The organism is Enterococcus casseliflavus (genome assembly GCF_029215545.1).
GTDB classification, from domain to species: domain Bacteria; phylum Bacillota; class Bacilli; order Lactobacillales; family Enterococcaceae; genus Enterococcus_D; species Enterococcus_D casseliflavus.
Genome location: NZ_CP119393.1, coordinates 2,083,678 through 2,099,190 on the forward strand (window position 1 = coordinate 2,083,678; position 15,513 = coordinate 2,099,190).

The window sequence follows — 15,513 nt, forward strand, 5'->3', positions numbered from 1 at the left end:
CTCCTAATCAAACAGCAACGCAAGAAATTCAGCGTTAGTCATCTGATGGATAAATTGCTCGATGGCAATATCCTTTAGCAAGCGGCTGATGGTGTTTTGTTCAAAATCAATACCTTGCAGCATCGCTTCAAGTTCACTGATCTCTTTTTGTCCAAAAAAATCACCGGTAATTTGAATCGCTGCAATCTTGCCTTTGTTGACAGTAAAATCGACTTCAACGATCCCAACCTGCGCAAACCGATTTCTTTTTTGCCATTCAAAAGCAGGCGCTTCATTAAAAATCCACTCATTATTGGCATATCGTTCTTCAAACAGTGTTTGGATCGCTTGTCGATCGGTTTCCGTTAAGACGATCTCTTGCTCACTGATTTCATCAATCGATTCTACTTCATAGATTCGGCAAAGGAGTGTATCTCGAAATGCCTTGGTATCCATTGATTGGTATTGCTCTTCCAAATACGGTTTAATATTCGTCACACTTTTCCGTACGGATTTCGTTGCTTTAGAGGCAATTTTTTCTTGGGCAACGTGTAGGACTTTTGTTAATTCTTCTAGATCCACATCATACATCAATGTGCCATGAGAATACGTTCGACCTTTTTTTGTATACATCGCATTGCCAGAAAACTTTTTCCCATCAATGAACAGATCATTGCGGCCATGCACTTCTACCTCCTTGGCTCCCATTGCCGCTAAGCCTTTCATGATCGGTTGTGTTGCACTTTGGTAGTCACCAAAACTCGTGGCATCTTTTTTGGTGACAAAACTAAAGCTCATGTTGCCTAGATCGTCATAAACTGCTCCACCGCCAGATGTCCTGCGAGTCAACACGATATTGCGACTCCTTAAATAGTCAAAATCAATCTCTTGATACGCATTTTGATTTCTGCCGATTATAACACATGGTTTTTGTATGTATAACAGAAGACAAGGTTCTGAAACATCTACGTTATTCATTAAATACTCTTCAGTTGCCAAATTGTAACGGATATCATCACTAAGCATACGGTAAAATTTCATTTCAAGCCCCTCGTTCTTATTAGATTTCTATGGATATTCTCGCTTTTCTTACGGAAAATTGCAATCAAAGTGCTTAACGATAAGATACACGTGTTTTTTTATCTGTTTTTAAACTGTATTATTGATTAGATTTATCGTAACCGTTTCTTACAAACAAATCAAGGGGAATAAGTAAAAAAAAGGAACAAAAAAGACCAAAGCAGTTGCCTTGGTCTTTCTCATTTCATTCATGCGGAACTTTAACGGCGAGGCTCATCTTCCTCAAAATCTTTGCGGAAATAGCGGCGTTCTTCTTCTGGTTCCACTTCGCCTTCTTCTGGATCATGGAAGATTACACGGATCTTCAAGACACGTGATCCTTCCATTTCTTCAGAGATCAATTTCACGTTATCGACTTCAAAGGAAAGTTTTTCTCCTTCATCTGGAATCATTCCTAAAGCAGTGATCAAGTAGCCTGCCATCGTATCGACGTCGCTCATATGCAAGCTCATATTGAAAGCTTCATTGAAATCATCGATCAGCATCCGACCTTGAATCACGTATTCTTTATCAGAGATTTTTTCATAAAGCTCTTCGACCTCATCGGATTCATCATCGATCTCACCGACGATTTCTTCAAGCAAGTCTTCTAATGTAACTAACCCAACGACTCCGCCGTATTCATCAAGCAAGATCGCCATTTGGTTTTGGGTTTTCTTTAATTCATAAAGCAAATCATCGATAAAGACTGTTTCTGGAACAAACAGTGGTTCTTGCAAGATCTGCTTGATGTCCATTGTTTCAAAGCCGTATTTGTAGGCACATTTCAAAAGATTTTTGGTATGCAAAATCCCAACGACTTTGTCTTTATCTTCATTATATACAGGAATACGAGAATAATTTTCTGCTAAAATTTCAGTCAAAATTTCTTCTACTGAGTCATTGATATCCACCATAAAGGCAGAAGTTCGAGGAACCATGACTTCACGGGCGACTTTCGTATCTAATGAAAAGATCCCTTGCAGCATCTCTAATTCATCTTCTTCAAAGACCCCTTCTGTTTCCAACATATACCGCATTTCATCACGGGTCATCTTTGTGTCTTCATCGTCAAATTCCATTGGAGTGATCCGCGCCAATAAGCTTGTTGAAGCAGATAAGAACCAGACGAAGGGCTTTGCAATAATCCCGATCGTTCGAATCACACCAGAAGTGAACTGGGCAACTTCTTCTGATTTGTTCATGGCGATACGTTTTGGATACAACTCACCGAAAACGATCGACACATAGGTCAAGATCGCTAAAACGATAATGTTCGCTAAGCTTTTAGCCGCCGTTCCTCCACCTAATAAAGGTGCCAGACGGGTCGACAAGGTATCTGCCAGAGATGCCCCAGATAAGATATTCACCAAGGTAATCCCAACTTGGATCGTTGACAAGAAATTTGTTGGATTATCAATGATTTTCAATAATTTTTGTGATTTGACATTTCCTTCTTCCGCTTTTTGCTCCACACGGTTTTTGTTGACTGAGACGACTGCGATCTCAGAGGCCGCTAGAAAAGCGTTGATCAATGTCAAAACGATCAATAATAAAATTTGCGCTAGAAGCGACTGACTCTCGGGGTCAGCATTCATAATAGCATTCTCTCCTTATTTTTTCATATTCTAAAAAAAATCGTGGGCTTAGCCCACGATAAAATCCTATCACAAAGTTTTTTTCTTTGCAATAAAAAACACCAGTCATTGATTACTCGATCAACCGTTCTTGATTTTTCTTGATTTTGTCATCTTTGATCAGACGAACAATAAAGACCACGATCGTCCGACAAATTGCGTAAAACGGTACTCCTAAGAAAATTCCCAGCAAACCTGCCAGATTTCCAGCGACCAATAAAACCAAGATGATCGTTAATGGATGGATCGCTAATGATTTTCCGATCACATTCGGGTAGATAACATTTCCATCTAATTGTTGGACGACTAGTACCACGACACAGCACAGCAATGCGCGGAACGGTTCATCAAAGACCGTTACTAAGACTGCTGGAATCAAGCCAAGATACGGACCTAAATAAGGAATCAAGTTTGTGACCCCTGCGATCACCCCAAAAAGAAAGGCATAGTTGACGCCGATCATCCAGTACCCAATAAACGTGAAGGTAGCGACAAAAATACATTCGATCGCTTGCCCACTGATGTAATTGGATAGTGTCTTGTTTAAATCACCTAGCAACCCAACAATCTGCTCGCGTCTTCTTTCTGGAAAGACTGTTTTCAGATTAGGAACTAGCTTTTCTCCATCCTTCAACATGTAGAAAAGGATGAATGGGACTGTAACGATGATCATCGTCGCGGAAGCAATCGTACTGACGATCGATCCTAAGCTAGTGGATAACCCACTAAGAAACTGCTGCAGCAAAGAACCATAAGAAAGATTTAGGTTTTCTAACTGCTGCGCGATATCGATTTGTTTGAAAAATGGATCATCTGCGATTCTTGAGATCCAGCTTTCCATATTTTTGGCAAATGTTGGAATATTTTCCGCCAATGAAGTAATCTGACTCACCAGATTAGGAATAACGCTGACGAAAATCAAGATGATTGCTGCTACTAATAACAATAGAACCAATATGACAGCAAACAGTCGTTTTATTTTTGTGGTTTTCATCAAAAATAGGACGATTGGATTTAGCAGATAATACAGAAAGCCAGCAATCAATACTGGTGCAAATAAAGTAGAAAAAAACGTGCCGATCGGTGCAAATAGAAAATTGACTTTACTTAACACAAACACGAGTGTCACTAAAACCAATGCTTCCAATGACCAAAAGAACAGTTTTGATTGTTTGAATTTGTCGAACAAAAGATTCCCTCCCTTTTTTATAACATTATAGTTGATTTTGTAAAAAAAAGCTTGCGACTTTAGCCGCAAAAAAAAAGAAATTTGTAAAAAAAGTGGTATACTAATAAAAATAACGGAGAAATCATAGCTGAGGTGAGTTTTTTTTATGCATATCGCACAAACAAAAGATACGCTAAGTGAGATCTATTTGGCGTCATTGAAAATACGAAATCAAGTGTTCGTAAAAGAGCAAGGGGTTCCATTAGCATTAGAAGTAGATGAAAATGAGGCATTGGCTGTTCATTTCGTCTTATATGACGATGACAATGAAGCAGTCGCAACCTTACGTTTTTTACCGATCTCTGATCATGAGGTGAAATTACAGCGAATGGCGGTGCCAGCTGCTCATCGAGGTTCAGGCTACGGCAGACAGTTGATCAAGGGAGCGGAAGCTTTCATTCAAAAACAAGGAATCAAAAAAGTCACGTTAGGGGCACAGTTAACTGCCAAAGAATTTTACTTGAAGTTAGGCTATCAGCCTGAAGGCGATGTCTTTTTAGACGCGGATATGCCCCATATCAAAATGAGCAAAACCTTTTAACGAGCAGTGATTACTTAAAGCAGCGACCCCAAAACAGATTCTTCCTCTGTTTTGGGGTCGCTGCTTTTTATTCCTCTGCTTCAACGATCTCTTCAATCGCTGTCAGCAACGCTTGCGCCACCCTTTGATCATAGCCTTCACTTGTAATCACCGCTAAATCAGTGTCACTGTTCAAATAGCCTAACTCCAACAAAACTGCTGGAATATATTGCTCTCGTAAAACATAATAGTTACCAAAACGAGTGCCGTTGGAACTCAATGCCACTGAACTACTCAAACTGGAAGTGATCGTTTCTGCCATCTCTTTTGCCCCAGTATAGTAATAGTAAGTTGTCAGTCCTTGATTGCTGTTTGGTAGCTCTGAATTGTCGAAATGAATGCTGATAAATAGATCTGGTTCCTCCGAGAGTGAAGCTGCAGTAATTTCAGACAGCGCTAAATAGCGATCTTCGGTGCGTGTATATCTGACTTGAATGCCCGCTTGGGTCAGTACTTCGCCGATGGTTTGGACGGTGGCTAACGTCAAATCTTTTTCCATGATCGTTTGATCCGTTGACAGTGCCCCAGAATCTTCGCCGCCGTGCCCCGCATCAAGAACGACTTTAAAGTCTGACAATTTTTTTGGAGTCTCCGAAAGTGGAACTTCTTGGATGGATGCAGAATGCTTTTCAATGTAACCCGTTATTCCATCGTCAGTTTGGATTTCAACCATCTCTTCTGTTTGACTAAGTACGGTTGCCCAACTTCCACGGTGGATCTTCCCGATGACGGTTTCTTGACTTGTTGTCTGATAAATCGATACATAATCGTTCTCACTTTCAATCGCTGCATCGTATTCTGAGGGATCCACGTAAATTTGGACCATGCTTGCCGTTTGTGCGACCTCTTCTGCTTGAGCGTCCGACTCGGTTTGAGCCGTGCTTTTTTGGGTCTCTTCTTGAACAAAATGATCATTTCTCAACACAGCAAAACCTGCCGCAAAAAGTAGAATCATGGTAGTACCGATAACAAGCTTCCCTTTTTTCTTCATTTGCTTCCCCCACTTTTTTCTTGGTCTTTCTATCATGGGACTAGCAGCTTAAACAGAACTTAAAGGCAACTGCTAGAAGCAACCCTCTCACAGCACAAAAAAACTTCAACCGAAATGGTTGAAGTTTTTTGGGAAAAATGAGCGATCCGACCCATTTCACTTATTTTTGAGACAACTGCTTGTAGCGATCATACCAAATGTCCACATACCCTTGCGAAAAGGGTCCTTTGCCATTATTGATCCAATCTACTAAAATTTTGACATTTTCTTTCAGGATAAAATCAATGTCTTGCGGATATTGCATAATCTTACTGTGCAATTCATACTCATCCACATCTAGTAAACGTTTCTCGCCATCAGGAAATACTTTGATATCAAGGTCATAATCGATATATTTCAATGCCTCTTCATCAAGTAAATACGGTGAAGCAAGATTACAATAATAGGAAACCCCCTTTTCTCGAATCATTGCAATAACATTAAACCAGTATTTTTTATGAAAATATACAATTGCTGGTTCACGGGTAACCCAGCGTCTTCCATCTGATTCGGTCACTAATGTATGATCGTTGACCCCTATCACTGAGAATTCACTGGTCTTTAAGACCATCGTATCCCGCCACGTTCGATGCAAATTGCCGTCATGTTTGTAGCTTTGAATGCTGACAAACTCTCCTTCTTTTGGAACTCGCATAGCAACCCTTCCCTCAGCAAGAAAACTTGCGTTTTGTTTGGGTGTTCATTACACCGACATCGTTAATATTATAGCAATAAAAGAAAGCTTTGCCTAGAAATCTTTATCGAGTTTCTGATATTTCTTTAATTGATCCACCAATTTCTGCTGGGGTTTTGGGAAAACATAGTTTTCAAAGGATTCTTTGGTAGCCCATTCGCTGTCTTGTAACGGGATTTCTCCCCGTTTTCTGCCGTAAAATAAAAGGACGTGCCATTTCAAATGACTAAAGATATGAGTGATCTCACCAAAATGTCGTTTTTGCCAAACAACAGGCAGATCAGGAAAAATCTCGAGCGCATCATCTTCGGCAATCAAATCCAACTGTAGCTGCTCCTCTTTTGCCCATGTTCGCTGCAGAGCCTCGTACTGTTCTTTCGTCACTTCTACCAACGGAAAATGCCACATAGAGGCCAATAAGCCTGTTTCAGGTCGCTGTACGAGTAGAAACGAGCCTTGATCTTCGATGGCGCCTGCGATGTAATAGACATCTTTTGGCTTTGCTTTTTTCGATTTCACTGGAAAGTCTGTTTGTCGATTCTCCGCATAAGCAAGACAATACTGACTGATGGGACACTCTTCACATTTCGGTGTGGTGGGTGTACAGATTCGTGAGCCAAGATCCATCAAGGCTTGATTAAACTCACCAGGTTCATCGGGGGAAATGATCGTTCTCATCGCCTCGTCGAATGGTCTTCGGCTGCTGGCTTTCGCAATATCTGCTTCGATACAAAATAACCGACTGACGACCCGCATCACATTTCCATCGATTGCCGGTTCTGGCAAGCCAAAAGCAATACTGCCAATCGCTCCAGCTGTGTAGGGACCAATTCCTTTTAATGAGCGAATCTCTTCAATTGATTGGGGCATTTCTCCGTCGAATTCGGCAACGATTTGCTGGGCGGCAGCCTTAAGGTTACGGGCACGAGAGTAATAACCTAAACCTTCCCAAACCTTTAAAAGCTTTTGTTCTTCGGCTGCCGCCAAGTCTTGGATCGTCGGGAATTGTTCCATAAAACGATAGAAATAGCCAATCACTGTCTCCACTCGTGTTTGTTGAAGCATGATCTCTGAGATCCAGATTGCATACGGATCGTTGGTCGCCCGCCAAGGCAGATTGCGTTTTTCTTTATGATACCAAGTTAAAAATATTTCTTGGAACGTCTTGATTTTTTCTTCATCCCAAGTTTCCCATTGCTTACTCATCCATTACTTCCTCATCTAAGAATCGTTGTATATCATCGATGGCAAACCCTTTTTGATAAAGGCCTTGCTTGATTTTCATTTTTCGTTTCATCAACGGTAACCGCTGATGCCGCCGCATAAGTCGGGCCCCTTCTCTTTGGAGCGCTTCATTTTCTTGGTCCTCATCTTTTTCCATCGGTAATTCATCCAAAATCATCTGAATGACTTCCTGATGAAAACCTTTTTGCATCAAATGCATTTTTATCTTTTGGATCATTTCTTTATGGCTTTTGTTGTGAAAACGACGCATCGCTTTTTCAGCCGTATGATAACCGACTTCAAACTGCATTTCCTCGGTATACAAAGGCAATACTTCCTGAATCACGGAATCTTTTAATCCTTTTTTTCTCAATTGCTGACTGATGACCACGGGTCCTTTATCACTCATGCGGACTTGGGTGCGAATGTAGCTTTCTCCGTAGTTTTTGTCATCAATCAAATTCAACTCTTTCAGACGTTCAACGACTAAGTCTCGGTCTTGTTTTTCGATTTCTTTGTCTTTCAAATAGGTACGGACTTCCATTTCAGAACGCAGCTGATAGCTGATATAGTTCATTGCTTGCTGCAATCCTAAATCAAACCCCGCACTTTTTTTGATTTCTTTTAATTCTTCTTCACTCAGTTCCTTGCCTTTTAATAGCCGAAAACGGACCAAAAGATCTTCTGAGACCCGCAGTGATTCACCTTCTGATGTCGCCACTTCATAAAATGGTCCTTTTCCTTTATTGATACGAATAATTGTATTCATCTTCTTCACCTCGCGAACGTACATTCTATTTTACCACAACTACGATGAAATTCCTTCTAATCAAGCTGAAAAAATGTGGTAAAATGAACTGACTATTTTATTTAAGGAGTTCACATGGCAAATACACAAGTCCAGCTTGGACAAAAACTACAACTAACGATCAAACGCTTGGGGATCAACGGAGAAGGCATCGGGTATTACAAAAAGCTGATCATCTTTGTTCCCCGTGTTCTACCGGGGGAACAGGTCATTGCCGAAGTCACCAAAGCATCTCCCCGCTTTGCTGAAGCTAAGATGACCAAAATCATCAAGCCAAGCAGCGATCGCATCCAACCACCCTGCAAGTTTTACGACCGGTGCGGCGGCTGCCAATTGCAGCACTTAGTCTACGACAAACAATTAGACTTCAAAAAAGACCTATTGAAACAAGCACTTGAAAAATTTAAGCCAAAAGGCTACCAACAGTTTGAACTAAGGGATACTTTAGGCATGGATGTTCCTTGGCATTACCGCAACAAAGCACAATTTCAATTGCGTTACAACAGTCAAACCAAACGAATCGAAGCGGGTTTATACGAAATGGAGTCTCATCGCTTAGTCGCCATTGATGATTGCCTCGTACAAGAACAAGATACGCAAAAAGTGATCAACGGCATCGTCCAATTGTTGAATAAATACCAGATCCCGATTTACGATGAACGCAAAAACAGCGGGATTCTACGGACATTGATGGTTCGTATCGGGATCGCGACTGGCGAAGTTCAAGTCGTGTTTATTACCAACTCTGTCAAACTGCCGCAAAAAAATGCGCTGATTCGCGAGATCAATCAGCGCTTGCCGCAAGTCGTTTCCATCATGCAAAATGTGCAAAACAAAAAAACGTCCGTCGTCATGGGAGAGGAAACGATTCATCTTTGGGGCAAAGAAGCGATCGAAGAACGGTTGAATGAACTGACCTTCGACTTGTCCGCCCGCGCATTCTTCCAGCTGAATCCACAGCAAACCAGCATCTTGTATCAAGAAGGGTTAAAAGCCCTTGGCTTGAGCAAAAATGAAACAGTCGTTGATGCCTATTGCGGTGTGGGAACGATTGGGTTGAGCGTGGCTCCATATGCCAAAGAAGTCCGCGGCATGGACATTATTCCTCAAGCAATTGAAAATGCCCAAGAAAATGCACGCCGCATTGGTGCCCAAAATACCCATTATGAAACGGGAACTGCTGAGGAGCTCTTACCAAAATGGTTTAATGAAGGCTTCAAACCTGATAGCATCATTGTTGATCCGCCAAGGACAGGCTTGGATGAACGATTATTGCAAGCTTTGCTGAAACAACCACCGAAGAAGATGGTCTATATATCTTGTAATGTTTCTACTTTAGCAAGAGACTTGGTCCAATTAGCCAAAGTGTTTCACGTAGAATATCTGCAATCAGTAGATATGTTTCCACAAACCGCCCGCTGCGAAGTAGTGGTAAAATTGACTCGCAAATAATCATTTGCCTGACAAATCATCTTGTGATTTGTCAGGCGAATATTGTTTTCGTTGTCTTTTAAGCATAACGATTAATTGATTTGTAAGACGAGGACTTTCGTGGCAATAAAGGTGTCCCCTACTCGCTGCCCATAAAGACTTACCGATCGTTCAAGCTGCAGATCCGCACGTGACCCCTCCACGATTCGAGAATTATGCGATTGTGCATCATATAGAATTACTTTTATCTCAGTCTCGCTAGTAATCGTAAAAGATAATCTTTCCTCAGATGCGATCGCCATATCAAAGACTTCGCCGTCTTCCCCTGTTCCTTGAGAAATGTTCGTCAATTCCATCTCAAAACGATCACCATCAATAAGAATGAGTGTGCCCGTTTCATCTGCTTGTGCCAATTCCTCATTCGCTCGCTCTGCATCAGTCTGAGTCACTTGTTGCACTTTTGTCTGATCGGTTTGATCGTGATTATTTTGGGTCTCGTCTCCACTTTGACTTGTTTGCGTTTGCGGCGTATTGACTTGGTTGTTGATGGGTACGTTGTCGTTGTTTGTCTGTGGATCATTCGCAGCAACACCACAACCACTAAGTAATGCCACAAACAAGATAATTACTGTTTGTTTTTTTATCATAAAAAACACCTTCCTTTTATTCATAGCGTAATGCTTCGATCGGTTTTAATTTCGACGCTTTATAAGCGGGTAAGTAACCAAAAATAGTACCGATCAGCATTGAAAATGACACACTGATCAAAATGGATAACAATGAGATCGTCATCGGATACTCTAACAGACGCAAAGCGATCAGACTGATCAACAGACCGACGATGATGCCAATCAGCCCGCCGATCACCGATAAAACGATTGCTTCTGTCAAAAATTGCTGCAAAATCACTTTACGTTTGGCACCCAATGCTTTCTTCAAACCGATCTCTCTGGTACGCTCTGTCACACTGACCAGCATCGTATTCATTACTCCGATCCCACCAACGAGTAAGGAAATGCTAGCAATTCCCCCCAGTAAAATCATATTCGATCTATTGATATCATCGGTCATTTTCTGCACTTCATCATAGTTGCGGATGGAAAAAACAAAATCTGAAGGCGGAATACTCTTGGTCAATTCATGGCTGGCTTGAACGACTGCTGATTCTAAGACGTCCGCATTCGTTGCCTGAAACAGCACTGTTGGCCTTTGGTTGAGCTTTCCTTCGACGAAACTTTGGCTGCCTCGAGGGATGAAGACATATTTCCCTGACAGTTGCTCCGTGTCAGAAACAGCTACGCCAACGATGCGAAAGGGCGTCCCATTGATTTCGATCAGTTGATTGATAGGATCACGATACGAGAAAAAAATTTCCGCCAAATCTTTCGTAATCACCGCAACTTGCTTTTGTGTCTGCAATTCGGTTTCAGTCATTGCTCTGCCAGCAAGGATCGTATGGGGCAAAATTTCAAAGAATCCGCGATCCATGCCTAGCACTGTCGTATCGGTTTGCTGGTCTCTTTGGAAAACTGTCAGATTGGCTTCATAGAACAAGCTAACGTTCTTGGCGTGATCAATGGTCAGCAACTTTTGCAGCTCTCCTTCTGATAGTTGCGGGGAGTAATCAGGCAAACGATCATTTCTGCCGCTTTCGCCCGCTAAAAAAGCACTTCTGGCGTCATATTCAATCCGCATCGAGTTAGTATCACCACCAATCAGCTGCTTTTTCATGTTCTCAGTATTTCCGTTGATGATACTCACAATGGAAATGATAGAGGCAATCCCGACAATGATTCCTAGCATCGTCAACAAGGAACGCAAACGATTCTGGTAGATTGCGTGAATGGCCAAGCGAATATTTTCGGTCATCTTGCGCCCTCCTCAACAACTTCACCATCTTTAATGACGATTTGCCGCTTTGCATAGTCCGCGACTTCTTGTTCGTGGGTAATCAAAACCACTGTTTTTCCTAGATGGTTCAGCTTAGTAAATAGCGCCATGATCTCATGACTATTAGCGGTATCTAAAGAACCCGTCGGCTCATCTGCTAAAATCACATTTGCTTCTCCTGCTAATGCCCGAGCGATCGCTACTCGTTGTTTTTGCCCCCCTGACAACTGATTGATCCTAAAATCGATCCGATCCCTTAATCCGACACTTTCTAAGGCGTGAATTGCTCGAGTCGTTCGTTCTTCCTGATTGACACCAGCATACAAGAGCGGTAAGGCAGCATTTTGTAAAACGGATAGTTTGGGCAACAGTTCAAAATTTTGAAACACGAAGCCGATTTTTTGATTGCGGATCTCGGACAGTTCATCTTCACTCAATTGACTGGTATTTTTATCATCGAGTAGATAGCTGCCCATTGTTGGCGTGTCTAAACAGCCAATAATATTCATCAAGGTCGACTTGCCTGATCCTGATCGGCCCATGATGGAAACAAACTCGCCAGCATTGATTGTTAAGTTGATTTTTTTCAAAACGTGAATTTCGCTAGTGCCCTGTGGGAACGTTTTGCAGACATCAATCAGTTGGATCATTTGGTTTCACATCCATTCCTTCTTGGATCCGAACTGTTGGGAAGACGAGCACCACTTGCATATCCAGTTCACTTTCTAACAGATACATGGCTTCATCCGTTTCATCTTCCATGATTTCCACGGATAGTTTACTGATTTTATAGTCCTCAACGACGTAGATGAAGGGCCTATCTTCTTCATAAAACACGAAAGATTTGGGCAGCTTGATCGCGGTTTGCTCTTCCTCAATGCGTTCTACAAAACAATGGATGCCAATACTAGGTGGCTCTTCACTTTCATCTAAAACGACCTCAAAACTAAATTGCGACAAATTAGGGTTTGCGCCTTGTTCTTCAACCACTACCGAAGGCTCTTTCATATCCCCAACTCGGGTGATCTTTCCAGTCCATCGCTGACTGCCGCCATTACGGTCTCTAAGTTCAACTTTTTGACCAGGCTCAAGTTGATTGCGGCGAAATTCATCCACAGTCCCTTTTAAAAAGAGCCGACTGGTATCAACGATCGTCATAAAAGGATTCTCTGGAGCCGCTTCACTTGCGCTTCGATTCATTTGTCGCTCGTCCACGTCTTTAACGATTCCATCAATTTCGGCTTCCACGACGTCTGAGCCATGTTGCTCTTTGACTGAACGTAGTTCTAATTCTGCCCGTTCCAGCTCTAATTCGGCATCGCCAATGCTGCTTTCCAAGTTTTGCGCTTCTAGCAGTAATTGACTTTGCTGCATTTCCAAATCGGTTTTACGATCTTCCAGCCCTTCTTTGTCCTCTTCTTCCGCACTGGCAATTTTTTGTTTCGTCTCCTCCAGCTGATTCGTGACCTTATTGTATTGTTCCCATTTTTGATTCGTTTGCCGTCTTGCTTGTTCCACAGCTCTCGAGCGATTTGCCGTCGCCTGTTCTGCTTCTTTAATGGCCAAAGCCCCCTCAGGGTTAGAGTAAACAAAAAGAGCTTGCCCTGCTTTGACTTGATCCCCTGCCTCTACTTTTTTCTCAACAACTGATCCTCTTGAGCTATCCACCTTGACTTTAACCGTTCTTGCTGGTTCAACGACTCCTACTAAGTAAAAATCTGCTCTCGGTTGCAGATCTTGCAAAGTTATTTGAGTGATGGAAGGTTCTTCACGACGAGCAATCCCCCAGGCACTCGTCCAGCCTAAACTGCCGATGATCAGTAAACTACTGATGATCATGAAACTCTTTTTTGATTTGTTCATATGCTTTCTCAAACATCTCACCTTCCTGATTGGTTAATCGAATGACCACCTTTATTTAACCATTGAATCAATTTCTGTTTTAAACGTTTCTCTTAATATCTGCTGAAGATTTCTTAAGAAAATAGAATTTTTCCATTCTTTTTTTATTAATATGAAGAATTCTTAAGAAGAATTAGCTATTCGCTCTTACTCCTCTTTGCTATAATCAAGAAAGAATCAAGAACGAGTTAGAAAGGACTGTTTCATGCGTACGAAAACCTCTTTATTAATTTTTTCATTGTTTGGTCTTTGTTTATTGGTAGGTGCCTTATGGCTATTAAAGGAAACGAGACTCATTCAAATGGTGCTAGATAATTTTTTGTCAAACCTTGTTACAGATGGCGTTGTGGAAACAAGTGATGGCGAAGGCGGGATGATCGTTGGTACCTTTGTCGACTGGCGCCCTATTAAACAATTGTTCTTGGCATTCTCCTTCTTTCTCGTTTTTGCCGTTACCTTGATTTGCTATTTTAGTTATCGTTATGTTTCAAGAAAAAAAATTGCAAGGATCGCCGAAGGAATTCAGCTCTTTTTCTCTCAATCGGAAGCAAGTTCCACGGGCAGCCTAGCGATCGATCATGAATTATTAAAAATAAAAGATACGATGAACCGCAATGAGGCTCTTTTAAAGGAAGAAACACAGCGCACCAAGGACTTGATCACCTATTTGGCGCATGACTTAAAGACTCCCTTAGCTTCAGTGATCGGCTATCTCAACCTATTGTTGGATACGAAAAACTTGACCAATGAACAAATGACGCAATCCTTGACGATTGCTTTAGAAAAGTCTGAGCGTTTGGAAACGCTGATGAATGAATTTTTCGACATCACCCGTTTTAATCTGCAAGACATCCAATTGTATCAACGGGAACTTGATTTCGTCTTCTTACTGAAGCAAATCCAAGAAGAATTCTATCCGCTGCTAAAAGAAAAAGAACAAACCATCTGCTACTCTGGACCAGAGAGCTTGAAATTAAAAGCCGATAGTGAACAGTTGGCGCGAGTGTTAAACAATCTGTTAAAAAATGCCATTGCCTATGCGCCTGATCAAACCACGATCATAATGCAGCTAACCGTGGACGAACAAGCAGCAACTTTTATCCTAGCGAATCAAAGTGAGCCGATCGAACAAGAACAATTGGAGGCATTATTTGAAAAATTTTATCGTCTGGATCAAGCTCGTTCAACCAAGACAGGTGGAGCAGGTCTCGGATTGGCGATCGCCAAAGAAATTATTTTGGCGCATCAGGGAACGATCCGAGCTGCTAGCAAGAACAATGAGATTCAAATGATCGTCACATTGCCTTTAGCGACAAACCAACACGAAAAAACGAGAAAGTCAGTTAACTGAAAAGGAAGGTCAATACGAGTGGAAAAGATACTTTTAGTTGAAGATGAAAAAGAAATTTCAGATTTGATTGCCTTTTATTTACGAAACGAAAATTTTTCTGTCATCACTTGTGCAGATGGGAATGAAGCTCAGGTACAGATCGAGCAAAACAGCTTTTCTTTGGCGATTCTTGATGTCATGCTGCCAGATATCACAGGCTTTGACCTGTGTAAAATCATCCGCAAAAAGCATCATTACCCAATTATTATGTTGACAGCTAAATCTGAGGAAATCGATAAGATCACTGGTTTGACAATTGGTGCCGATGATTACATCACCAAGCCCTTTCGTCCGTTGGAAGTGATCGCTCGGGTGAAAGCTCAGATACGCCGCTCGACCCAATACAACGGCTCAGATCAAAACAAATTGATCGTGAGGGAGTTGGAATTAGATGTCAATAAGCGAAAATGTTTCTTGCAAGAAGAAGAACTTTCCCTGACGCCCATCGAATTTTCCATTTTAAAATTATTGATGGAGCGAAAAGGCCAAGTGGTAAGCTCTGAGGAAATGTTTCAAGAGGTTTGGGACGAAAAATATTACACGTCTTCCAATAATACCATCATGGTCCACGTTCGAAACCTTCGGGAAAAAATGCACGATACCCACAAGAAGTCCTCTTATATCAAAACCGTTTGGGGGATCGGCTATAAAATTTAACACC

General features: G+C 41.7%; 15 protein-coding genes. 4 read left to right on the forward strand and 11 right to left on the reverse strand.

Going from position 1 to position 15,513, the window contains the following annotated elements:
* Positions 1-3: 3 nt before the first annotated feature.
* The 3 genes from P0G38_RS10175 to P0G38_RS10185 all read right to left on the reverse strand — a co-directional run bounded on the left by P0G38_RS10175 (position 4) and on the right by P0G38_RS10185 (position 3,864).
* Complete coding sequence (locus P0G38_RS10175) at positions 4-1,020, reverse strand: lipoate--protein ligase (RefSeq protein WP_275850581.1); 1,017 nt, start codon at positions 1,018-1,020, stop codon at positions 4-6.
* 239 nt (positions 1,021-1,259) lie between these two features.
* Positions 1,260-2,636, reverse strand: a complete 1,377-nt coding sequence (locus tag P0G38_RS10180) for a hemolysin family protein (protein ID WP_005225867.1) — start codon at positions 2,634-2,636, stop codon at positions 1,260-1,262.
* Between the two features lie 112 nt (positions 2,637-2,748).
* Entirely contained in the window at positions 2,749-3,864 is a 1,116-nt protein-coding gene (locus P0G38_RS10185; protein ID WP_005225866.1) for an AI-2E family transporter, read from the reverse strand.
* A gap of 145 nt (positions 3,865-4,009) precedes the next feature.
* On the opposite strand from P0G38_RS10185, the gene P0G38_RS10190 reads away from it, so the two are divergent.
* Complete coding sequence (locus P0G38_RS10190; protein WP_275850585.1) at positions 4,010-4,444, forward strand: GNAT family N-acetyltransferase; 435 nt, start codon at positions 4,010-4,012, stop codon at positions 4,442-4,444.
* Positions 4,445-4,511: 67 nt separating this feature from the next.
* On the opposite strand, the gene P0G38_RS10195 is transcribed toward P0G38_RS10190, so the two are convergent.
* The 4 genes from P0G38_RS10195 to recX all read right to left on the reverse strand — a co-directional run bounded on the left by P0G38_RS10195 (position 4,512) and on the right by recX (position 8,200).
* Positions 4,512-5,474 carry an N-acetylmuramoyl-L-alanine amidase gene (locus tag P0G38_RS10195; protein WP_275850588.1) on the reverse strand — a complete coding sequence of 321 codons (963 nt, stop codon included), beginning with the start codon at positions 5,472-5,474 and terminating at the stop codon, positions 4,512-4,514.
* 160 nt (positions 5,475-5,634) lie between these two features.
* Positions 5,635-6,168: a nucleoside tri-diphosphate phosphatase gene (ntdP, locus tag P0G38_RS10200; RefSeq protein ID WP_005225863.1), complete on the reverse strand. Its 534-nt coding sequence runs from the start codon at positions 6,166-6,168 to the stop codon at positions 5,635-5,637.
* 93 nt (positions 6,169-6,261) lie between these two features.
* Positions 6,262-7,413 (reverse strand): A/G-specific adenine glycosylase, encoded by a 1,152-nt coding sequence (mutY, locus tag P0G38_RS10205; RefSeq protein ID WP_275850593.1) that lies wholly within the window; start codon positions 7,411-7,413, stop codon positions 6,262-6,264.
* On the reverse strand, positions 7,406-8,200 hold the full coding sequence (gene recX, locus P0G38_RS10210) for a recombination regulator RecX (protein ID WP_275850596.1): 795 nt from the start codon (positions 8,198-8,200) through the stop codon (positions 7,406-7,408). The genes mutY and recX overlap by 8 nt, the downstream gene beginning before the upstream one ends.
* A gap of 114 nt (positions 8,201-8,314) precedes the next feature.
* Between recX and rlmD the strand changes: the two genes are divergently transcribed.
* A complete protein-coding gene (gene rlmD / locus P0G38_RS10215; protein ID WP_275850599.1) occupies positions 8,315-9,691 on the forward strand; it encodes a 23S rRNA (uracil(1939)-C(5))-methyltransferase RlmD in 1,377 nt (458 codons plus the stop codon).
* 71 nt (positions 9,692-9,762) lie between these two features.
* Here rlmD and P0G38_RS10220 read toward each other — a convergent pair whose 3' ends face one another.
* The 4 genes from P0G38_RS10220 to P0G38_RS10235 are packed head-to-tail and all read right to left on the reverse strand — an operon-like array spanning position 9,763 to position 13,423.
* The gene (locus P0G38_RS10220) at positions 9,763-10,317 is read right to left on the reverse strand and encodes a hypothetical protein (RefSeq protein WP_275850603.1); all 555 of its coding nucleotides are present in this window, start codon (positions 10,315-10,317) and stop codon (positions 9,763-9,765) included.
* Between the two features lie 16 nt (positions 10,318-10,333).
* Positions 10,334-11,539 (reverse strand): ABC transporter permease, encoded by a 1,206-nt coding sequence (locus P0G38_RS10225; protein WP_275850606.1) that lies wholly within the window; start codon positions 11,537-11,539, stop codon positions 10,334-10,336.
* Positions 11,536-12,210 carry an ABC transporter ATP-binding protein gene (locus P0G38_RS10230; RefSeq protein ID WP_118214905.1) on the reverse strand — a complete coding sequence of 225 codons (675 nt, stop codon included), beginning with the start codon at positions 12,208-12,210 and terminating at the stop codon, positions 11,536-11,538. Before P0G38_RS10230 ends, P0G38_RS10225 begins: the two co-directional genes overlap by 4 nt.
* Positions 12,194-13,423, reverse strand: a complete 1,230-nt coding sequence (locus P0G38_RS10235) for an efflux RND transporter periplasmic adaptor subunit (RefSeq protein ID WP_275850615.1) — start codon at positions 13,421-13,423, stop codon at positions 12,194-12,196. The genes P0G38_RS10230 and P0G38_RS10235 overlap by 17 nt, the downstream gene beginning before the upstream one ends.
* A 244-nt stretch (positions 13,424-13,667) precedes the next feature.
* Here P0G38_RS10235 and P0G38_RS10240 point away from each other — a divergent pair, with 244 nt between their 5' ends.
* Entirely contained in the window at positions 13,668-14,813 is a 1,146-nt protein-coding gene (locus tag P0G38_RS10240; protein ID WP_123834839.1) for a sensor histidine kinase, read from the forward strand.
* An 18-nt stretch (positions 14,814-14,831) separates the two neighbouring features.
* On the forward strand, positions 14,832-15,509 hold the full coding sequence (locus tag P0G38_RS10245) for a response regulator transcription factor (RefSeq protein ID WP_275850622.1): 678 nt from the start codon (positions 14,832-14,834) through the stop codon (positions 15,507-15,509).
* The last annotated feature ends 4 nt before the right edge of the window (positions 15,510-15,513 follow it).